The sequence below is a fragment of the Paraburkholderia bryophila genome (assembly GCF_013409255.1).
Lineage (GTDB): Bacteria > Pseudomonadota > Gammaproteobacteria > Burkholderiales > Burkholderiaceae > Paraburkholderia.
Genome location: NZ_JACCAS010000002.1, coordinates 688173 through 707267, shown reverse-complemented (window position 1 = coordinate 707267; position 19095 = coordinate 688173). Strand labels below are relative to the sequence as shown.

Sequence of the window (19095 nt, the reverse complement as noted above, 5' to 3'; positions counted from 1 at the left end):
GGAGAAAACAATAATGAAACGCTATGAATCTTTAAGCGGGTGGGGCCGCGCGGCAACCAGCGCTTTGCTGGTCGCGTTGCTCGCCGCCTGCTCGTTGGAACCGACGTATAAGCGGCCGGATATCGACACGCCCGCGGCCTTCAAGGAAGCGCCGGTGACGACGTCGACTTCGGGCGCGGCGGCGTCGCCGCAAGAAACCGGCACCTGGAAAACGGCGCAACCCGCCGACGACGCGCATCGCGGCGAATGGTGGACGGTCTTCGGCGATCCGCAGTTGAACGCGCTGGAAGAGCAGGCGGCTGCCGCGAATCAGGACCTGAAGGCAGCAGCGGCGCGCGTGCAACAGTCGCGTGCGGTGACGCAAGCGGCCAAGTCGGACTGGTTCCCGAAACTCGACGCGGGCTTCGGCCCGACGCGCGAGCGTGCGTCGGCGGCCTCGCAGTTTTTGCCGAATAGCGCGGGTGGCACGACCGGCACGATCTGGCGCGCGCAAACTACCGCGTCGTACGAAACGGATCTGTTTGGGCGGGTCGGCTCGAACGTGAACGCGTCGCGTGCGGACGAGCAGCAAAGTGAAGCGCTGTTCCGCTCGGTGCAGTTGTCGTTGCAAGCGGATGTGGCGCAGAACTACTTCCAGTTGCGCGAGCTCGACTCGGATCAGGACCTGTACCGCCGTACCGTGTCGCTGCGCGAAGATACGCTGAAGCTGGTCGAGCGGCGTTTCAAGGAAGGCGATATCGGTGAGCTGGATGTTTCGCGCTCCCGCAACGAACTCGCGAGCGCGCGTGCCGATGCGGTCGGCGTGGCGCGTCAGCGTGCCGCGTCCGAGCATAGCCTCGCGATTCTGCTCGGCAAGCCGCCGGCGGATTTCTCGTTCGCGGAAGCGCCGCTGAAGCCGGTCACGGTGCAGGTGCCGGCGGGTTTGCCGTCGGCGCTGCTTGAACGCCGGCCGGATATTTCGGCCGCGGAACGGGCGATGCAGGCTGCGAATGCGCGTGTGGGACTGGCGAAATCGGCGTTCTTCCCGAAGCTCGATATCACCGGTGCGTTCGGATTCGAGTCGGCTACGCTCGGCGAGCTGTTCATGTGGTCGAGCCGCGCGTTCGTGCTCGGGCCGCTCGCCGGTGGCGCGTTGACGTTGCCGTTGTTCGACGGTGGACGGCGTAAGGCGAATCTCGCACAAGCGCGTTCGAAGTACGACGAAGACGTCGCGCAGTATCGTCAGCAGGTGTTGGTGGCGTTCCGCGAGGTGGAGGACAACCTGGCCGATCTGCGTTTGCTCGACGATCAGATGCGCGAGCAGAACAATGCGGTCGAAGCGTCGCAACGGGCAGCCCATTTGTCGCGCACGCAGTACACGGAAGGCGCGGTCAGCTATCTGGATGTGATCGACGGCGAGCGGCAGGTGCTGACTTCGCAATTGCAGGCGAGCCATTTGCAGGGCACGCAGGCGGTGGCGACGGTGAACCTGATTCGCGCGCTGGGCGGCGGCTGGGGTGATGTGAAGGCGCCGGATGCCGCAGTGGGTGCGGTGGCGCCGGCTTCGGGGGCGGCTGTGGTTTCGGCTGCGTCTGGCGCTGGTGTGGCTGTGCAGCAGGTGGCGAAGCAGTAGTCTTCCGTCCAGAATACTTAGCGGTGGCGGAAGCCGGGTCGCGCGGGAGCGCGGCCCGGCTTTTTTACTAGTCGAGCACGCAGACGGTTCACGAAAATGCGTTTCGAATAATTCGTTTGTTTCGTTTATTGCGTTTACACCGGTTGCTGGCCTATACTTGAACGTAATTTGGAGCCAACCATGACCACCGCCACACCCGACCGTATCGTGCTGTCGGACGACGACGCCACCGTGTTATCCGCCGCGAGCCGCCTGATGGGCGCGGCGCTCGACCATTCGCGCGCCAACAATGTCGCGTTGGTGGAAGAGGGCACGGACGGCGACATTGCCCGTATCGAAGTGCCGCCCGCCACGTTGCGCGTGCTGTCGCGGGTATTGGCCATGATGGCGAGCCAGCAGGTGTTTCTTCTCTATCCTGCTGACACCGAGCTCACCACCAAGCAGGCGGCGGACTTACTCGGCGTGTCGCGGCCGTTTCTGATTGCTCGTCTGGAAGCTGGTGATCTACCGTTTCGCAAGGTAGGCCGCCATCGCCGCATGCGTATGGACGACGTGGTGCGCTACAAGGAATCCATGCGCGCTTCGAGAAAAGGCGCACTGGATGACGTGGTGGCCGATAGCGAATCGATCGACGGATACGATCTTTGATGCTGTCGTTCGGTCGCTTTACTGTCGTGCTGGACGCGTGTGCGCTATTTCCAATGGTGGTGCGAGATGTCTTGCTGACCTTCGCGGATCACGAGTTCTACGCGCCCCGCTGGTCGGCACGCATTCACGACGAGTGGACGCGTAATCTGGCCGCGCGTTTCGCAGACAAAAGCGCGGCCAACGACGCCATGCCGAAGATCACAGCAATTCGCAATGCAATGGATCGTGCGTTTCCCGACGCGTTGATAGAGCAGGTGTTGCCGGAAAGCAGTGAACTCATCGGCGTCGACAGGAAAGACCGCCATGTCGTGATGACGGCCGTGGCGGCTCGTGCGGATGCGATCGTTACCTTCAACCTGAAGGACTTCGCGGCGGAGCATCTGGAGTCCAGCCTGCGCATTGAAGTCAAACATCCGGATGTCTTCATTCTGGATCTGATCGATCTGAACGAAAAACGCGCGCTCGCCGCGTTCAAGGACTTGCGCGCACGCAAGCGCCGGCCGCCATGGTCGGTAAGCGAATTGCTGGATCGGCTAATCCGTGCGGGTCTGGTTCAGACTAGCGCATGGCTATCCAGCACCGACGTGCTGCCGCTGCTATAGCTTCACCCCCAACAACCGGGTGCCCCCGCGCCCAAATCATTTTTCCCGCTTTCCTTCCAAAAATCCCTTCGTAGACCGTTGGTTTTCCGCCCTCTATGATGATTCGCACCTCATCTGGAGAGAGGCGATGACCTGTCCGACCTTCCGCTGTCCGCGCTGACCGATTCGCGCGTCCTGTTGCTGCCACGACGCGCCGGCTAAGCCGCCGTTGCAGTTTCCCGTTACCCGATGCCATATGGTTTGCCCGAGTTCACCTCGGTCACGCCGTTGAATCCGCTCGCCTCGAAACGCACCACGTCTAACTCTACGAGCTCACCATGCGTATTCCCCTGCCCAAAGTACGGCGTTTTCTCAACGCACCAACGCTCGCGCTGATCAGCGCGATCACGTTCAGTTTCACGCTTGCCTTATCGGCCACGCACGCCCAGGCAGCCGATTCGCCCACGCTGAAAATCGGCACCGCTACCAGTCCGCAAATCGAGGCGCTTAAAGTCGCCGCGCGCGAGGCAAAAGAACAAGGCCTCGACGTAAAGATCATCGAGTTCACCGACTGGAATACGCCCAACGCCGCGCTCGCCAATAAAGACATCGACGTCAATTACTTCCAGCACATTCCGTTTCTCGAGAACGCGAAGAAGCAGGGCGGCTACAACTTCGTCGCGATCGCGCCGGGCACGATCATGAAGATTGGCCTCTATTCGAAGAAGATCAAACGCTTCGACGAGTTGAAGAATGGCGCGACCGTGGCCATTGCGAACGATCCGGTCAACGGCGGCCGCGGTCTGTTGCTGCTGCAACGCGCTGGACTGATCAAGCTGACGCCGGGCATCGACTATCGCGCGACCACGCTGGACATTATCGACAACCCGAAGCATCTGAAGATCGTCCAACTGGAAGCCTCGCAACTGGCGCGCTCGCTCGACGATGTCGATCTCGCCCAGGGCTACCCGAGCTTCATCAAGCTTGCGGGCACCACCGACCCGAATAGCGCATTGCTATTCGACGGGCTGGAAAACAAGAACTACGCGATCCAATGGGTCGTGCGGCCGGATAGCGTCAGCGATCCGCGTATTCGCAAGTTCATCGCGATCTATCAGCATTCGCCCGCCGTGCGCGCCGCGCTCGACAAAGCCTTCGGCAACCTCTACGCCGTGGCGTGGTAAAGGCGGCGCGTAGGTCAGCGCCATAGAAAAGGAGTCGCACGATGGCGAAGAAAAAGATCCTGCTGAACGCGTTCAATATGAACGCGGTCGGCCATATCAATCATGGTTTGTGGACGCATCCGCGCGACCGGTCGGCCAATTACACCGACCTCGATTACTGGACGAGCCTCGCGCAGACGCTGGAGCGCGGCAAGTTCGACGGGATCTTTCTCGCGGATATCGTCGGCGTATACGACGTTTATCAAGGCGGACCGCAAACGCCGTTGCGCGAGTCGGTGCAGATTCCGATCAACGACCCGTCGCTGATCGTGCCCGCCATGGCGCACGTCACGAAGCACATCGGCTTCGGCGTCACGTCGAATCTCACCTACGAGCCGCCGTATCTGTTCGCGCGGCGCATGTCGACGCTGGATCATCTGACCAAAGGGCGGGTGGGCTGGAACATCGTCACCGGCTATCTGGACAGCGCGGCGCGTGGCATGGGGCTCGCACAGCAGATCAGTCACGACGACCGCTACGATCGCGCTGACGATTACATGGACGTGGTCTACAAGCTGTGGGAACAAAGCTGGGAAGACGATGCCGTAGTGCGCGACCGCGCGGCGCGCATTTTTTCGCACCCGGACAAGGTGCACCGCGTGAAGCACGACGGCCCGTTCTATTCGATCGACGCGATTCATCTCAGCGAGCCTTCGCCGCAACGCACGCCGGTTTTGTACCAGGCGGGATCGTCGAGCCGAGGTGTCGATTTCGCGGCACGTCACGCGGAATGCGTGTTTGTCGGTGGACAGAACAAGCAGTTGACGCGCTCCATTGTCGACGACATTCGCGCGCGGGCGGTGAGCTTTGGCCGTGCACCGGACGATATCAAGATCTTCGCGGGCATTACCGTGGTAGTGGGTGAAACAGAGCGCGCGGCGCAGGAAAAATTCGAGGAATATCGCCGCTATGCGAGTGCGGAAGGCGGCATCGCGCATTTTTCCAGTTCGACCGGTATCGACTTCTCGCAATACGAGCTGGATGAACCGATTTCGTATGTGAAGACCGAGTCGATGCAGTCGGCCGTCGAAGCGATTTCGAAGAAGAGCGTGAGCGGCGTGTGGACCAAGCGCAAGGTGCTGGAACAGATGACGCTCGGCGGTCGTGCGAAGCCGGTGGTCGGCTCGCCGCAGCAGATCGCCGATGAGCTGGTGTCGTGGATCGAGGAGGCCGGCGTCGACGGTTTCAATCTGACGCGCACCGTCATGCCTGAATCGTTCGAAGACTTTGTGAATCTGGTGGTGCCCGAGTTGCAAAATCGCGGCGTCTACAAGGAAGACTACGATCCGGCGCCGACGCTGCGCGAGAAGCTGTTCGGCGGCGGCCGTGCGCGACTGCCGGCGGTGCATGTCGGCGCGCAGCATCGGCGGCCTGCGCAAAACAATCTGCAAACCAATCCGCAAGTCGGTGAGCAAGCTGACCTGCCCACCACCGTGCAAGCCTGACAGGAGCGCCGTAATGACCCATCTTTTCGACGCCCCGCAGTTCATCGAAGACTCGCCGTCTCTCGCCCCGAATCGCGATGCACCTCAGACGCCGGAACACACCGCCGTGGTATTCGACAACGTGAGCAAGCAGTTCACGAATGCGCGCGGTGTGTCGACCACGGCGCTTGCCAACGTCACGCTGAAGGTCGCGCGCGGCGAGGTGTTCGGCATTATCGGCCGCAGCGGGGCGGGCAAATCGACGCTGCTGCGGCTCGTCAACGGTCTGGAAAAACAGGGATCCGGTGCGGTGCGCGTGAACGGCGTGAGCGTCGGCGAACTCGACGAGCGCGAACTCGTGGCATTGCGCCGACGCATCGGCATGGTGTTTCAGCACTTCAATCTGCTCTCCGCGAAAACGGTGCACGAAAACATTGCGTTGCCGTTGAAAATCGCGGGCGTGCCGAAAGCGGAGATCGACAGGAAAGTCGCCGCGCTGCTCGAACTGGTGGGCTTATCCGCTAAACGCGACGCTTATCCGGCGAGCTTGTCGGGTGGTCAGAAACAACGGGTCGGCATTGCGCGAGCGCTGGTCACGGACCCGGACATTCTGCTGTGCGACGAGGCGACTTCCGCGCTCGATCCGGAAACGACGCAGGCCATTCTCGCGTTACTGCGCGACATCAACTGGCGGCTCGATTTGACCATCGTGCTGATCACGCATGAAATGCAGGTGATTCGTGAAGTTTGCGATACGGTCGCCGTGATCGAGCTTGGCGCCGTGGTGGAAAACGGCCCGGTGTGGCGTGTGTTCGGCGATCCGCAACATGATGCGACGCGCGCGTTGCTGCGCACGCTGGTGCATGATTTGCCCGCAGATCTGGCGCAACGGGTCAAGCCGTTACGTGACCTCGCGCAAGCCGATGCGCGGATTCTGCTGGACGTGCGCTTCACCGGCGCCGACGCGCACGAGCCGGACATCGGCGGGCTCACCTCGGCGCTGAGCAGTGAGGGCGGTAGCGTCAGCTTCGTGCATGGCGGCATCGACAGGATTCAAGGGCATGCGCAAGGGCGTCTGGTGGTGTCGGCGCAAGTGCGGGAAAGCGCGGACAGTACCGTGCAGAAGCAGATCGCGACGCTGCTCGAACGCGCGCGCCGCTATGCGAACCATGTCGAGGTATTGGGCTATGTCTGATCTGTGGCTCTCCGAACTGGCCGATGCGATTCGCGACACGATCGTCATGGTGGGCGTGTCCGCGTTCTTCGCGGCATTGATCGGTATACCGTTGGCGCTGCTGCTCGTTACGACGACACGCGGCGGTATCTGCGAGAAGCGCGCGGTGAACGGCGCGCTCGGCGCGCTGGTCAATGCGTTCCGCTCCACGCCGTTCATCATTCTGCTGGTCGCGCTGTTGCCGTTGACCCGTTTGCTGATCGGCACGACGATCGGCGTATGGGCAGCGATCGTGCCGCTCAGCATCGCGGCGATTCCGTTCTTCGCGCGCGTCGCCGAAGTGAGCCTGCGCGAAGTGGACCGCGGTTTGATCGAGGCCGCGCAGGCCATGGGCGCGCAGCGCCGGCATATCATCTGGCATGTGCTGTTGCCCGAGGCGTTGCCGGGCATTCTCGGCGGCTTCACGATTACCGTGGTGGCGATGATCGGTTCGTCGGCGATGGCGGGCGCGGTCGGCGCCGGTGGCCTCGGCGATCTGGCGATTCGCTACGGCTACCAGCGTTTCGATACCACGGTGATGGTGACGGTGATCGTCTTGCTGATCGCGATCGTGACGGCGGTACAGTTCGCCGGCGACCGGCTCGTCAGACGCTTCGCACAGCGTGTGTGATTACAGGCCGCTCAACTTTTTCTAAACGGACATAGGATGAACGACCCTCGCCCTACCGCGGCGCTGCACACACGCGACGCATTCACCGCACCGGTGGCGAGCGACCTCGCCGGTTTGCTCGACGCATTGCGCGCGAGCGCGGCGCAGCGCGATCGCGACGGCGGCCACGCCGCGCAGGAAAAACAATGGATCGCCGACGCCGGGCTACTCACGCTCGCGGTGCCGCGCGAATTCGGCGGCGCGGGCGCGCGCTGGCCCGACATCTACGAAACGATCCGGCGGATCGCGCGCGTCGACAGTGCGCTTGCGCATTTGCTGGGCTTTACCTGCCTACAGGTGGTGAGCGTGAACGTCTGGGGTAATCCGATGCAACGTGCCCGCTATCTGCGCGGCACCGTCGAACAACGCTGGTGGTGGGGCAACGCAGTCAATCCGCTCGATACCCGGCTGGTTGCGAGTGCAACCAGTGACGGCGGCTATCTTCTCGACGGACAGAAAGGCTTTTGCTCCGGCACACGCGGCTCGCAAATGATGACGGTTTCCGCGCACGACCCCGTCACCGGCAAACCCGTGTTCGCCGTTGTGCCGACCGCGCGCGAGGGCATTACCGTGCATGAAGACTGGGATCCGATCGGCCAGCGACAGACCGACAGCGGCAGCGTGTCGTTCGCTCGGGTCGTGGTCGAGCCGCACGAAGTGTTGCAGCGAGCCGACACCGCTTACGCGAGTTTGCGCACGCTGATCTCGCAGCAGGTGCTGACCAATCTGTTTGTCGGCATTGCGCAAGGTGCGCTCGAAGAAGCGCGGGCGTACGTGACGCAACATGGCCGGCCGTGGATCAGTTCCGGTGTCGACAAAGCCACCGACGATCCTTACCTGATCCAGCGCTTCGGCGAGATGCGTCTGCAGGCGGTGAGCGCCGAAGCGTTGGCCACGCGTGCCGCGTATGCGCTCGACGATGCGTGGCAGCAAGGCACATCGCTCACGGCGGAAACGCGCGCGCACGTCGCGCTCGCAACGTCGGAGGCGAAGATCGTGGCGCACCGTGCGGCGCTCGACGTCAGCGAAAAACTCTTCGACGCCTGTGGTGCGCGCGCCACGCATGGGCCGCTCGCACTCGATCGTTTCTGGCGCAACGCGCGCGTCCACACGTTGCACGATCCGCTCGACTATCGGATCCGCGACGTCGGCCGCTACGCGCTGAGTGGGACATTGCCGGAAGTTTCTTTGTACACTTGAGGCGGCTCGCGGCGCCTCGATACGAGGCGCCGCGCTTTATCCTCCTCGAGAGATTCCACGCTTGCAGTTCAAACTACCCACTACCGCCACGGCGCCGTTTTGCCCATCCGAGGTGCAAGGCTCGGTCGCCATCACGCAAGGCGCGCCGTTCTGGAAAAAGATTCTGCAATTCGCCGGTCCCGGCCTGCTGATTTCGATCGGCTACATGGACCCCGGCAACTGGGCGACCGACATCGAAGCCGGCTCGCGCTATGGTTACAGCCTGCTGTTCGTCGTCGTACTGTCCAGTCTCGCGGCCATTGCGCTGCAATGCCTGAGCATGCGTCTGGGTATCGCGACCGGGCGTGATCTTGCGCAACTATCGAGCGCGCGTTATTCGCCGGCGGTGGCGCGCTTTCAATGGGTGCTCGCGGAAGTGTCGATCGTGGCGTGCGATCTGGCCGAAGTGCTCGGCGGCGCGCTCGCTTTCCATCTGCTCTTCAAATGCTCGCTGACCACCGGCGTGCTGCTGACCGCATTCGATACGCTGATCGTGCTCGGCCTGAAGGGCAAAAATTTCCGCGACCTCGAAGCGATCATGCTCGGCCTGATCGCGACCATCGGCGTGGGGTATATCGTGGAACTCGCGTTGGTGAAGCCGCATTGGCCGTCGGTCGCGCTGGGGCTGATTCCGTCGTGGCAGGCGCTGAATTCGCGCGAACCGCTGTATCTGGCCATCGGCATTCTTGGCGCGACCGTCATGCCGCACAACCTCTACCTGCATTCGTCGATCGTGCAGACGCGTGCGGTGAAGCGCGATCCCGCGAGTATCCGCTCGGCGATCGGCATGTCGCGGCTCGATACCATCGTGTCGCTGGTGATCGCGCTGCTGATCAACATGGCGATCCTGATTCTCGCCGCGGCCGCGTTTCATGCCAATGGCCATACTCAGGTCACTGAAATCGAAGACGCTTACAAGCTGCTTGCGCCGATCGTCGGCACCGGCTTCGCGGCAGTGTTGTTCGCCATTGCGCTGCTCGCGTCGGGACAAAGCTCGACCTTCACCGGCACGGTCGCGGGGCAGGTCATCATGGAAGGCTTCCTGAACCTGAAAATTCCGTGCTGGCAACGCCGCTTCATCACCCGCGCGCTGGCCTTGATTCCCGCATTGATCGGCGTGCAGATGATGGGCAATGGCGCGGTCGGCAAGTTGCTGGTCGCCAGCCAGGTCGTGTTGAGCCTGCAATTGCCGTTCGCGCTTTATCCGCTGATCAGGATGACCGGCGACCGTTCGCTGATGGGCGAATTCGCCAATACGCTGCTGACGCGATTCGTCGCGTGGACGCTGTTCGTGGTGATCAGCGTGGCTAATCTGTGGCTGGTGGTGCAGACGATCGGACTGGTCGACTGAGCTGAGTCGATGGCTCGACCGGCGTCGCGTGAAGTGTCGCGGCGCCACGCTGCGGCAAATCAGACGCCGTAGAAAAACAAAGGTCCGCTCAATGGCGGACCTTTTGTTTTTCAGGCTTCGGTTCGAGTCGGGCCGGACCAGCCCTCGTCGAATAACTTCGACTCAGGCGGCTTGCGCGATCTGCGCGGCTTCGAGCGCTTCCTGGCGAGCGGCTGCTGCCTTCTTCGTCTTGCCGGCGCGCGACGGCGGCTGGCAAGCACCGCACACCACATTGTGCTGCAGGTCGTGCTTATGCGCGACGAACTTGCCGGTGCAACGGCAGCACTTGGTCAGTTGCAGAATGTTGGCGTCGAAGAAGCGCACCAGCGTCCATGCGCGCGTCAAATCCAGCACCGGTTCAGATTCGCTGTGGTGGCAATGTTCCAGATACAGCCGATACCCTTTGGTCAGCGCGTCCAGATGCGAGCAACGCGCTTCGTTCTTCAGGAACAGGTACGTGTTATAGAACAACGAAGCGTGGATGTTCGCCAGCCACGTCATATACCAGTCCGCCGAGAACGGCAGCATGCCCTTGGGCGGCGATACGCCTTTGACCTCGCGGTACAGGCGGATCATGCGGTCGCGCGAGAGCGTCAACTCACTCTCGAGCACCTGCATACGGGCGCCCAGTTCGATCAGCGCGATCGCACGGAATACTTCTTGTGCGTCTTCCGTCAGGCTACGCTTGAGCATTGCAGTCACCTCGATTAAGCAAACTGCTCGGCAGGTTGGCCTGCCAGCAGGATCGCCGCGTGAGTCGGTGCAACGGCGGCGTGCTTCGTGGTTTGCGTCAACGCCGACAACATAGCGTGGTCGTTGAAGCGGAAAAAGCACAAAAGCTGATCGGAAGCGGCCAGCTTGACGATTTGCGCGAGCGACAAGCCCGCCAGCAAGTCAGCCAGTTCCGACGACAGACCGAGACGGAACATGCCGACCGGTTTGTCCTCACGCAACATACGTTGCGCAAGCATGATGTAAGACAAGTTAATCTCGCGGATTGAATCCAGCGTCTCGCTGCTACGGTCCATTTTCTCTGTTTCCGAAGCCCCGAATTACTATGTCGGCATTTTTTGCCGTTATGTCTTTTCTGCCTCGCCGGAAACGATAACCTCCGGCTACATGTCACCGACTTGATACAGACGGCGACCTTTTGATACATCGCGTTACATTTCGTAACAGCTTGGGACGAATTGTATGAAGGGCAAAACAAGAAATCAATCCCTTCTCTAAAAAATATCTCAAAAAGATACATCAAATTTCGGTAACTCTTTCACGGTGCTGTAATAGTCAATGCCTAGCAGATTTTTTGCTGTCGAAATTTTTTGTCTGATCCATGGAAACCCTTGTCCAGTGGGCGCCTGGCTTAATCATATGAACAAATGCGAAAGTGCGCTCCCGGTGCGGTAATTTGCGCTGCGACAAGAAAGGAAACAGAAAGCGAACGCAATATTAAGTAATATATACCGCTCGTTCAGGTCGCTAGAGGGACAAATCGAAGATGTAACTGACCGGTGTGGCCCCAGTTACAAACCGGGCCGCATTTGTAACGTCTTACGTAACGTTTAGCAACCGGTCTGTCCAACGCGTTCGACTTCGAGGCCGAAAAGGGGGCGCAGACGCGTGCCGAGCACGTTGCCGCAAACGCGGCGACGCGCCCCAGCTAGCCGTGCAGGCGGCCTGACACAATGCCGTAGGAATAGGCGCCGATGTTACAACCCTAGGCCAGGCGGGCGCCGTAGCCGAGCATCGGGCCGCCGGCTAGCGCGGGGGGCGGCCGGCACGACAAGGCCGACTACCGGGCGGCCGATTAGTGTGCCGGTGGCAGGCGCCGAAAAACACCGCTGGTGAGCCTTGTCGGGATGTCGCGAGGAGAGGGCTAAAAAGATGGCACGAATCGCGCCCCCGGGCAGGCGGGCGACCTCGCGTGAAGACCTGTTACATGAAGCGCACCATCAGATCGGCATCGTGAAACACACCGCCGACATTCAATGCATCCACTTCACAACCGTACTTGCTAAAGCCGACCGATTCGTAGAGCCGGCGCGCGCCCTCGTTGTGGCTGCCAACCATCAACTGGATTTGGCGCAGACCGTCGATCCGCGCAGCGCGCGCCAGCAACTCGCTAAGCAATGCGCGGCCGATGCCGCGGCCCGCTGCTTCGGGCGCGACGTACATGCCGACTACGGCCGCCTTGTGCCGTTCCTTGTCATGCTGGTTGCGCGATAGGCCTACTATGCCGAGCAACGGTGAATCTGCGGGTATGTCCGCCGGTGTGTCTGCCGATGTCCCCGTCGATGCAAAAGCGCCGAGCAAAAACTCCCCCTCGGCGGCGCGCAAACCTTGCAATCTCGCGTCGTGTTGCTCGGGGCCTTTCGCTAGCGCTTCCTCATAGCTCTGGCCGAACGAATCCGGATGCGCCTTCAGCCCGCGCAAGCGAAGCTGAAAATAAGCGTCGCGATCCGCGAGGCCGAGTTGGCGGATGAATACAGCGGTGGCGTCGTTCAAGTGCAGCCCTCGGTGCGTGCGGGTTGAGCAGTGCATGTGTGCGCCGCTAAGCCCTCAAGCTTGCCCGCTCTCGCGGCGTGAAGCAATGGCTACGAGGCGGCTTCGGCACGTTGGCTGTCGGCGAACTCGCGCAGCGCGGCTGCGGTTTGCTGATCGGCGGGAAAGAACGCTTCAATGGCGAGTTCCGAAAGCGTTACGTCTACTGGTGTGCCGAATACGGTGGTCGTGCTGAAAAACGATAGCTCGCCGATCGGTGTGCGCAACCGCAACGGCACGGCAATCTGATTGACCGCCGCGCTGTCGTGCTCCGCCTCCTCGGCGCTGGGTGGCGCGGGGTACGCAGCTAACTCGTCGCGCAGTGCGCTCAAGGTGCCGTCGCCGCTCACTTCGATTTGCCGTTGCAGTCGCGTGAGCGCGTGCTCGCGCCATGCATGCCAATTGACGATCGACCCAGCGATGCCGTCCGGATGCAAGCTCAACCGCAGCGCGTTGACCGGTGGTTTCAACAGTTCGGGACTGGCGCCGGACAGCAGCGGCGCGAGCGCATTGTTCGACGCGACGATAGTCCAGTGACGGTCGATTGCCAGCGCCGGGTAGGGCTCGTGTCCTTTCAGCACCAGCTCGACGGCCTCGCGTGCCGCGGCGAGTTGCGGGTCCGACAACGGGCGCTCGCGGAACAGCGGCGCGTAGCCCGCGGCGACCAGCAACGCATTGCGCGCACGCAGCGGAACGTCGAGCCGCTCGGCAAGATGCATGACCATTTCCCGACTCGGCACCGCGCGGCCCGATTCGACGAAGCTCAAATGCCGGGTTGAAACATCGGCCTCGGTGGCGAGCAGCAACTGGCTCATTCTTCGCCGCTGACGCCATTCGCGAAGCAGATCGCCGACAGTGCGGCTAGCCGATGGCGATGTTGGCGACGACGGCGCGGTGTGCGCAAGAGAGAGTGTGTTCATGACACCGATGATAGCCAAAGCACGCCAGCGATCCATTACCTGACAGGTAATGGAATACCCCGGGAGAATTTACGAATGCCCGTAACCGCTTCGTGCCCTCTTCGATACCAACGCATGCCGCCCACCCCCACGCCACCAGAAGGCCCACCGCGAGCGCAACGCAACCGACGCGATCACGCGGCAGCCACGCCTTCCGGCACGGCGTTAAGTTTGACGCCCAGCGCGCGCAGCAGTTTGAACACCGTGTCCATGCGCGGCTTGGAGCCCGGTGCAAGTGTTTTATAGAGGCTTTCGCGCCCGAGCCCTGCGTCTGATGCGACCTTGGCGATACCGCGCGCTTTGGCGATGTCTGCGATCGCGGCGAGCAGCAGGTCGGCGTCGCCTTCTTCGAGTGCTGCGTTGAGATATTCGGCGATCATTGCCTCGCTATCGAGGTAATGCGCTGCGTCGAACCGTGCGGTTTTAATCTTGCTCATGACAGTTCCTTTCTGAGTTCGGCCCACATTGTTTTGGCATGCTTGATATCGACCGCCTGGGTAGACTTATCGCCCCCGCAGAGCAGCAGATACACCATGCGCCCTTCACGCGCGAAGTAGGCCCGATAGCCGGGTCCCCAATCGATGCACATCTCGGACACACCGTCTTCCAGCAACTTCATTTCGCCGAAATGACCTCGCTCCGCACGCCGGATCCGCACGAGGATTTTCGCTCTCGCTCTTAAATCCGCGAGATGGGCAAGCCAGGTGTCGAATGTTTCGGTGCGGTTGACCGTGTACACCGGTGGTGAAACGATCTGTCGAGGAGTGTATCCACTAAGATACGTATTTACAAGTGTGGAATCCATATTAATAAAGCGGCTCCTGCCCCGGTTCGTTCGGTTCGTCGACTGCCGCGCGACGACGTTGCGCGGCCCCCAAATTCCCACACGAGATTAGCGGCTGCTTGCGCCGCTGACGATTCAGCCGAATGGCTAATCCGGTGACTCGGCAAGATTCCGACGAAGGCCGCTGCCTGGCGGCGCATCGAGATGCTTACCTCCCACGTAATCGACTCACCGCACCGTAGCCGTCAATCTTCACTCCGAGCCCGCCGTCGACCCCCTGTCTGCCGAGCGTTGCGCTCAGTCAAGTTCGCGAAGGAGTCTGAGATGAATGCGCATACCGATCTGATCGACCGTTATTTCGACGCATGGAACGAAACCGATGGCGCACGCCGTCGCGAGTTGATCGCGGCGACCTGGAGCGCCGACGCCGACTATCGCGATCCGCTGCTGGCCGGCGCGGGTCACGACGGCATCGACGCGATGATCCGTGCGGTCCACGAGCGCTTTCCGCATCACACGTTTCGCCGCACCACCGACGTGGACGGCTTCGCGAACCGGCTGCGTTTTTCGTGGGCGCTGATCACGCCGGCGGGCGACGCGATCGTCAAGGGATCCGATTTCGGCATGATCGACTCGCGCGGCCGTCTGCAAGCGGTGACGGGCTTTCTCGACGAGGCGCCGGGCGGCGCCTGACCCACAACCTTTTTACGGAGAAAATCATGCATGAGCCCGCCGCCGTCACGGTTCCCGGTACTGTCGTCGCGTTTGCACGTTTGTCGGGCGCTGTCGACGCGTTTTGCAGCGCCATCGCCGGTTTCGCGCTACTTGCCGGCACGCGCGCCTTCACCTTTACCGCGCTGCTCGCCTGGCGCGAGCCGGTGCTGGGCGGCGTGGGTCTCTTGTTGCTGGCGGCGCTCGGGTGGCTGCGCTGGCAGTGCGGCGGGCGTGCTGCTGGGCATGACACGCACGCCCGGCATGAGACACACGCCACGCGCGAGGGCCGCCCGGCGCTAAACCCCGGCAACGAGTCACGCGCCGTCATCCGGCAAGGTCTCGCGCAGCCCCTGCCGGTTGGCGCGGAAAGGGCTCACGTTGCTTGCTACAATCGTTCGTCGGAAAGCGAGTCGAAGCGTTGCGCCGCCCGTGTCGAGCGTCGTTCGTCGTCAGGCGCCCGCCTGAACACAGACGCGCAGGCGAAGCGCGCGCAACCATCGCTTTGCGTGACCTGGACCTAGCGTCCACCCCCGGCGGCAAGCCGCCAATCGGACCTCAAGGAGAGACCGTGCTGAAGAATCTGGACCCGCTGCTGAATGCCGACATACTGCATGCGCTACGCTCGATGGGCCACGGCGACGAACTCGTGATCTGCGACGCCAACTTCCCGGGCAGTTCGGTCGCGCGCGAGTCGGTGCTGGGCGAACTGCTCCACCTCGATGGCGTGAGCGCGCCGCGTGCGATTCGCGCGGTGTTGTCGGTGATGCCGCTGGATACGTTCATCGACCATCCCGCGTCGCGGATGGAAGTGGTGGGCGAGCCGCAGACGATTCCCGCCGTGCAACGCGAAGCGCAGATCGAGGTCAATGCTGCCGAAGGTCGTGAAGTGCCGTTCGTGTCGATCGAACGTTTCGCTTTTTATGAGCGCGCGCGCAAGGCCTATTGCGTGATCTCGACGGGCGAAGAGCGCGGCTATGGCTGCTTCGTATTCACCAAGGGTGTGTTGCTGGCTCCAGACGCGCCTCAGTCGTAAGCCTGGGTCGCTGCCGCTTGCTGCCACTCACCGGCGCGCCTCACGTTACCTCGCAAGGACGAACCTCATGAGTTTCTCAATCGACACGCTCGATCACCTCGTTCTGAACGTTGCCGACGTGGAGGCCAGCGCCGCCTGGTACGCACGCATGCTCGGCATGCAACGCACCGAGTTCGAATCGCGCACCGGCACGCGGGTGGCGATGACCTACGGCAATCAGAAGATCAATCTGCGCCCCGCCACGGCCGATACCGTCGCGTGGTTCACCGGGCGCGAGCCGGTGCCGGGCAGCGCCGATCTGTGCTTCATCACCACCACGAGTCCCGCCGAAGTCAAGGCGCATTGGCTGGCGCAGGGCGTGGCGATCGAGGCCGGCCCGGTCGAGCGCGACGGCGCGCGCGGCAAGATGACCTCGGTGTACTGCCGCGATCCGGACGGTAATCTGATCGAAGTCGCGAGCTATCCTCAAGCCTGACTAATGTGACCCACCCCGCCCGAGCTTGGAAAAGACGGGCAATGCACATATTCTCAGGTGCACAGCAGGGAACTGCGGCGTTTTAGCCGGGTCTGCTGCTTATTCATTTACAGGAGTCCCTCATGACGCGTCCCGTCGATTCCGGCGTTATCCTCATCGCGCGTATTGCGCTCGCCGTGTTGTTTCTGTGGGGCGGTGTGATGAAACTGCTGGGCTATGCGGGCTTCGTCGGCTACCTGCATTCGAAGGGCGTGCCCTTCGTGCAGATCGCCGCGCCGATCGCCACCGCGGTCGAAGCGCTCGGCGGTCTGCTGCTGATCGTCGGCTTCAAGGTGCGCCCGCTGGCGCTGATCATGGCTGCGTACACGGTCGCGACGGCGGTGCTCGGCCACGATTTCTGGAACGTCACCGACGCCGCGCTGCAACGCGACATGGTGATTCATTTCTGGAAGAACATCGGTATTGCCGGCGGTTTCCTGCTGCTGTTCGTGACCGGCGCGGGCCGTATCAGTATCGACGGTGCGCGTGCTCCACGAGGCGGGCTGGGCCGCTGATCGACGGGTTGCGGTAGGCTGTATCGAGTGCTTGTGATTCTGGCTGTAACCAAGGGAGCAAATAATGATTCAAAGTTTCGAGCAAACCATTGGCGGCAACGTCACGCAGTTGTGCGCGAGCCTCGGCGAAGGGCCGACCCCTCATCGGGTGATCATCAGCCTTGCCGATTCGGCCAAAACGCTGGTCGTTCTGGATGCCTCCGGGTTCCTTGGCGCGCTGAAGGCCGAGATCGAGGAACCGGAAAAGCTGATCGCCGACGCGATCGCCAAAGCGCAGAACGAAGGGCTGATCGAGCGCGCGATCGATACCGGCACGATTCAGGAGGCGTCGCTGTAAGAACGTCGTAGCGGCGTCGGCGCAATGTCTTGCGCGCGGCCGGTGCGCTGGAGCTACGCGTGCAACCACGCTGCCGCTTCGCTACGTCGCGTCGCGTCGCGTCGCGTCGACAACAACCCCCGCATTGCTCACGCAATCGCGGGGGTTGTTTTTTTGCGCTGATAAAAAGCGTCGGTTTTCAGCGAGACTGAGATTCGCCGACCCGCGCGTCGCCCGCGTTGCACGATGACGATGACGATGACGACGCATGCGGCTGCGGATGAATGAAGCAGCTCAGCACACCGCCGAGCGCCAGCAGACCGACCGAGATCGCGGTTGCGGCCTGCATGCCCGCGACGATCTGCGTGGCCGCCGCGCCGCTCGCCAGCGCGCCGAAGGCCGCCACGCCCACCGCGCCGCCTGCTTGCCGCGCGGTGTTCAATACCGCAGAGGCAGTGCCTGCCCGCTTCGCTTCGGCCGAGGCCAGCACGGCGGTGGTCATGGCCGGGACGGCCAGCCCCATGCCCGACGGAATCAGCAGGAACGGCAGCAGCAAGCCGACGAGCGGCGTACCGGCGTCGACGAAATGCAGCAGGCCATAGCCGAGCCCCGCGGTAATCGCGCCGGCGATCATCGGCACCCGCACGCCGAAGCGTCCCACGACCCAGCCGCTCGCCACGTTCGAGATCAGGAAGCCGCCCGTCAACGGCAGGAAGGCCAGACCCGCCTGCAACGGCGTGTAGCCGCGCACGCGCTGCAAGTACAGGCTCAACACGAACACCATGCCGTAGTACGTCAGATTCACGCAGATGCCGAACAGCACCGCCACGCTGAAACTGCGCTTGCCGAAGAGCGACAGCGGCAGCATCGGCGATTCGCTGCGCGCTTCCACGGCGATGAACGCGCCCGCGGCGACCAGCGCGAGCACGAAGCCGCCGGCCACGAGCGGATGGCTCAACCCCAGCGGCCGCCATTCGATCACCGCGGCGACGAAGGCGGTCAGCGCGACGATCGCGAGGCACTGACCGCTCAGATCGATGCCACGCAGCGTGGCCGTGTTGGTTCCGGACGTCTGTTGCAAATATCGAGGGGCGGCTTCGGTGCGCGGCACCCACAGCAACGTGGCGAGCAGGCCGGCCGCGCAAATCGGCAGATTGACGAGAAAGATGCTGCGCCAGCCGAACGCCGCGATCAGCAGACCGCCGACCACCGGTCCCGCCGCGATCGAAATCGCGCCCGCGGCGGTCCATAGTCCGACCGCGCGGGCGCGCAGCTTCGGGTCGTGCCCGTACGCGCGGTTGAGCAGCGCGAGCGAATTCGGCAACATGGCCGCGGCGCCGATGCCTTGCACCGCGCGCGCGGCGACCAGCAGGGTGGCGTCGAGCGCCAGTCCGCAGGCGAGCGACGCAAGCGCGAACAGCACGATGCCCGCCGCGTACATACGCCGCGGGCCGAGCCGGTCGCCGAGCACGCCGGCCGACAGCATCAGCACGGCGAACGCGAGCGTGTAGGCGTCGACGACCCATTGCAGGCCGGCCACATTTGCGTGCAGGTCCGCGCCGATTTTCGGCAGCGCGATATTGACGATGGTCACGTCCAGCTGGGTGACGACGAAGCCGACGCTGACGGTCGCGAGAATCCGGCCGAGGGCGGGCGAGAGGGAGGGTTTGGGTGGGTTCATGCGTTACATCGTAGGCGCGATGCAGCGCATCATGTTTC

Annotated in this window: 22 protein-coding genes and 1 pseudogene; 15 read left to right on the top strand and 8 right to left on the bottom strand. The window is 62.6% G+C overall.

Translation table 11 applies throughout. From position 1 onward, the window contains the following. Positions 1-13: 13 nt before the first annotated feature. The 9 genes from GGD40_RS24515 to GGD40_RS24475 all read left to right on the top strand — a co-directional run bounded on the left by GGD40_RS24515 (position 14) and on the right by GGD40_RS24475 (position 9961). A complete protein-coding gene (locus GGD40_RS24515; protein ID WP_179712272.1) occupies positions 14-1612 on the top strand; it encodes an efflux transporter outer membrane subunit in 1599 nt (532 codons plus the stop codon). A gap of 180 nt (positions 1613-1792) precedes the next feature. After that, positions 1793-2260: a helix-turn-helix domain-containing protein gene (locus tag GGD40_RS24510; protein ID WP_179745392.1), complete on the top strand. Its 468-nt coding sequence runs from the start codon at positions 1793-1795 to the stop codon at positions 2258-2260. Continuing rightward, positions 2260-2862, top strand: a complete 603-nt coding sequence (locus GGD40_RS24505; protein WP_257030569.1) for a PIN domain-containing protein — start codon at positions 2260-2262, stop codon at positions 2860-2862. The genes GGD40_RS24510 and GGD40_RS24505 overlap by 1 nt, the downstream gene beginning before the upstream one ends. 317 nt (positions 2863-3179) lie before the next feature. Continuing rightward, positions 3180-4025, top strand: coding sequence for a MetQ/NlpA family ABC transporter substrate-binding protein (locus GGD40_RS24500; protein ID WP_179745390.1), 846 nt, complete (start codon positions 3180-3182; stop codon positions 4023-4025). Between the two features lie 41 nt (positions 4026-4066). Continuing rightward, entirely contained in the window at positions 4067-5509 is a 1443-nt protein-coding gene (locus GGD40_RS24495; RefSeq protein WP_179745389.1) for an LLM class flavin-dependent oxidoreductase, read from the top strand. 13 nt (positions 5510-5522) lie between these two features. Continuing rightward, positions 5523-6683 carry a methionine ABC transporter ATP-binding protein gene (locus tag GGD40_RS24490; RefSeq protein ID WP_179745388.1) on the top strand — a complete coding sequence of 387 codons (1161 nt, stop codon included), beginning with the start codon at positions 5523-5525 and terminating at the stop codon, positions 6681-6683. Next, positions 6676-7332, top strand: a complete 657-nt coding sequence (locus GGD40_RS24485) for a methionine ABC transporter permease (protein ID WP_179712287.1) — start codon at positions 6676-6678, stop codon at positions 7330-7332. Before GGD40_RS24490 ends, GGD40_RS24485 begins: the two co-directional genes overlap by 8 nt. A gap of 36 nt (positions 7333-7368) precedes the next feature. Beyond that, entirely contained in the window at positions 7369-8571 is a 1203-nt protein-coding gene (locus GGD40_RS24480) for an acyl-CoA dehydrogenase family protein (protein WP_179745387.1), read from the top strand. Between the two features lie 61 nt (positions 8572-8632). After that, positions 8633-9961, top strand: coding sequence for an Nramp family divalent metal transporter (locus GGD40_RS24475; RefSeq protein WP_179745386.1), 1329 nt, complete (start codon positions 8633-8635; stop codon positions 9959-9961). Between the two features lie 162 nt (positions 9962-10123). Here the strand turns inward: GGD40_RS24475 and flhC are convergent, their stop codons facing one another. The 7 genes and pseudogenes from flhC to GGD40_RS24445 all read right to left on the bottom strand — a co-directional run bounded on the left by flhC (position 10124) and on the right by GGD40_RS24445 (position 14305). Further along, positions 10124-10693, bottom strand: coding sequence for a flagellar transcriptional regulator FlhC (gene flhC, locus GGD40_RS24470; protein WP_035558895.1), 570 nt, complete (start codon positions 10691-10693; stop codon positions 10124-10126). A gap of 14 nt (positions 10694-10707) precedes the next feature. Then, positions 10708-11028 carry a flagellar transcriptional regulator FlhD gene (gene flhD / locus GGD40_RS24465; RefSeq protein ID WP_035558891.1) on the bottom strand — a complete coding sequence of 107 codons (321 nt, stop codon included), beginning with the start codon at positions 11026-11028 and terminating at the stop codon, positions 10708-10710. A 534-nt stretch (positions 11029-11562) separates the two neighbouring features. Beyond that, a pseudogene (locus GGD40_RS37025) lies at positions 11563-11765 on the bottom strand (YeeE/YedE thiosulfate transporter family protein); the annotation flags it as partial. Positions 11766-11935: 170 nt separating this feature from the next. After that, positions 11936-12541, bottom strand: coding sequence for a GNAT family N-acetyltransferase (locus GGD40_RS24460; protein WP_373565354.1), 606 nt, complete (start codon positions 12539-12541; stop codon positions 11936-11938). Positions 12542-12594: 53 nt separating this feature from the next. Continuing rightward, on the bottom strand, positions 12595-13461 hold the full coding sequence (locus GGD40_RS24455) for a helix-turn-helix domain-containing protein (protein ID WP_445013584.1): 867 nt from the start codon (positions 13459-13461) through the stop codon (positions 12595-12597). A 173-nt stretch (positions 13462-13634) separates the two neighbouring features. Continuing rightward, complete coding sequence (locus GGD40_RS24450) at positions 13635-13937, bottom strand: addiction module antidote protein (protein WP_035558886.1); 303 nt, start codon at positions 13935-13937, stop codon at positions 13635-13637. Beyond that, on the bottom strand, positions 13934-14305 hold the full coding sequence (locus tag GGD40_RS24445) for a type II toxin-antitoxin system RelE/ParE family toxin (protein WP_179745384.1): 372 nt from the start codon (positions 14303-14305) through the stop codon (positions 13934-13936). Before GGD40_RS24445 ends, GGD40_RS24450 begins: the two co-directional genes overlap by 4 nt. Before the next feature lie 303 nt (positions 14306-14608). On the opposite strand from GGD40_RS24445, the gene GGD40_RS24440 reads away from it, so the two are divergent. The 6 genes from GGD40_RS24440 (at position 14609) to GGD40_RS24415 (ending at position 17397) form a co-directional block, all read left to right on the top strand. Next, positions 14609-14977, top strand: a complete 369-nt coding sequence (locus GGD40_RS24440; RefSeq protein ID WP_179712300.1) for a nuclear transport factor 2 family protein — start codon at positions 14609-14611, stop codon at positions 14975-14977. Positions 14978-15003: 26 nt separating this feature from the next. Beyond that, entirely contained in the window at positions 15004-15519 is a 516-nt protein-coding gene (locus GGD40_RS37020; protein WP_257030568.1) for a hypothetical protein, read from the top strand. A gap of 47 nt (positions 15520-15566) precedes the next feature. Continuing rightward, positions 15567-16031, top strand: coding sequence for an RbsD/FucU family protein (locus tag GGD40_RS24430; RefSeq protein ID WP_179712302.1), 465 nt, complete (start codon positions 15567-15569; stop codon positions 16029-16031). A gap of 67 nt (positions 16032-16098) precedes the next feature. Next, on the top strand, positions 16099-16506 hold the full coding sequence (locus GGD40_RS24425; protein WP_179745383.1) for a VOC family protein: 408 nt from the start codon (positions 16099-16101) through the stop codon (positions 16504-16506). A 122-nt stretch (positions 16507-16628) separates the two neighbouring features. Next, on the top strand, positions 16629-17060 hold the full coding sequence (locus GGD40_RS24420) for a DoxX family protein (protein ID WP_179745382.1): 432 nt from the start codon (positions 16629-16631) through the stop codon (positions 17058-17060). 64 nt (positions 17061-17124) lie between these two features. Next, positions 17125-17397, top strand: a complete 273-nt coding sequence (locus GGD40_RS24415) for a hypothetical protein (RefSeq protein WP_105505978.1) — start codon at positions 17125-17127, stop codon at positions 17395-17397. 178 nt (positions 17398-17575) lie between these two features. Here GGD40_RS24415 and GGD40_RS24410 read toward each other — a convergent pair whose 3' ends face one another. Further along, positions 17576-19057 carry an MFS transporter gene (locus GGD40_RS24410; RefSeq protein WP_179745381.1) on the bottom strand — a complete coding sequence of 494 codons (1482 nt, stop codon included), beginning with the start codon at positions 19055-19057 and terminating at the stop codon, positions 17576-17578. Between the last annotated feature and the right edge of the window lie 38 nt (positions 19058-19095).

Coding starts and splice junctions, on each gene's coding strand:
- GGD40_RS24515 (WP_179712272.1), top strand. CDS start 14: ATGAAACGCTATGAATCTTTAAGCGGGTGGGGCCGCGCGGCAACCAGC.
- GGD40_RS24510 (WP_179745392.1), top strand. CDS start 1,793: ATGACCACCGCCACACCCGACCGTATCGTGCTGTCGGACGACGACGCC.
- GGD40_RS24505 (WP_257030569.1), top strand. CDS start 2,260: ATGCTGTCGTTCGGTCGCTTTACTGTCGTGCTGGACGCGTGTGCGCTA.
- GGD40_RS24500 (WP_179745390.1), top strand. CDS start 3,180: ATGCGTATTCCCCTGCCCAAAGTACGGCGTTTTCTCAACGCACCAACG.
- GGD40_RS24495 (WP_179745389.1), top strand. CDS start 4,067: ATGGCGAAGAAAAAGATCCTGCTGAACGCGTTCAATATGAACGCGGTC.
- GGD40_RS24490 (WP_179745388.1), top strand. CDS start 5,523: ATGACCCATCTTTTCGACGCCCCGCAGTTCATCGAAGACTCGCCGTCT.
- GGD40_RS24485 (WP_179712287.1), top strand. CDS start 6,676: ATGTCTGATCTGTGGCTCTCCGAACTGGCCGATGCGATTCGCGACACG.
- GGD40_RS24480 (WP_179745387.1), top strand. CDS start 7,369: ATGAACGACCCTCGCCCTACCGCGGCGCTGCACACACGCGACGCATTC.
- flhC (WP_035558895.1), bottom strand. CDS start 10,693: ATGCTCAAGCGTAGCCTGACGGAAGACGCACAAGAAGTATTCCGTGCG.
- flhD (WP_035558891.1), bottom strand. CDS start 11,028: ATGGACCGTAGCAGCGAGACGCTGGATTCAATCCGCGAGATTAACTTG.
- GGD40_RS24460 (WP_373565354.1), bottom strand. CDS start 12,541: ATGCACTGCTCAACCCGCACGCACCGAGGGCTGCACTTGAACGACGCC.
- GGD40_RS24455 (WP_445013584.1), bottom strand. CDS start 13,461: ATGAACACACTCTCTCTTGCGCACACCGCGCCGTCGTCGCCAACATCG.
- GGD40_RS24450 (WP_035558886.1), bottom strand. CDS start 13,937: ATGAGCAAGATTAAAACCGCACGGTTCGACGCAGCGCATTACCTCGAT.
- GGD40_RS24445 (WP_179745384.1), bottom strand. CDS start 14,305: ATGGATTCCACACTTGTAAATACGTATCTTAGTGGATACACTCCTCGA.
- GGD40_RS24440 (WP_179712300.1), top strand. CDS start 14,609: ATGAATGCGCATACCGATCTGATCGACCGTTATTTCGACGCATGGAAC.
- GGD40_RS37020 (WP_257030568.1), top strand. CDS start 15,004: ATGCATGAGCCCGCCGCCGTCACGGTTCCCGGTACTGTCGTCGCGTTT.
- GGD40_RS24425 (WP_179745383.1), top strand. CDS start 16,099: ATGAGTTTCTCAATCGACACGCTCGATCACCTCGTTCTGAACGTTGCC.
- GGD40_RS24420 (WP_179745382.1), top strand. CDS start 16,629: ATGACGCGTCCCGTCGATTCCGGCGTTATCCTCATCGCGCGTATTGCG.
- GGD40_RS24415 (WP_105505978.1), top strand. CDS start 17,125: ATGATTCAAAGTTTCGAGCAAACCATTGGCGGCAACGTCACGCAGTTG.
- GGD40_RS24410 (WP_179745381.1), bottom strand. CDS start 19,057: ATGAACCCACCCAAACCCTCCCTCTCGCCCGCCCTCGGCCGGATTCTC.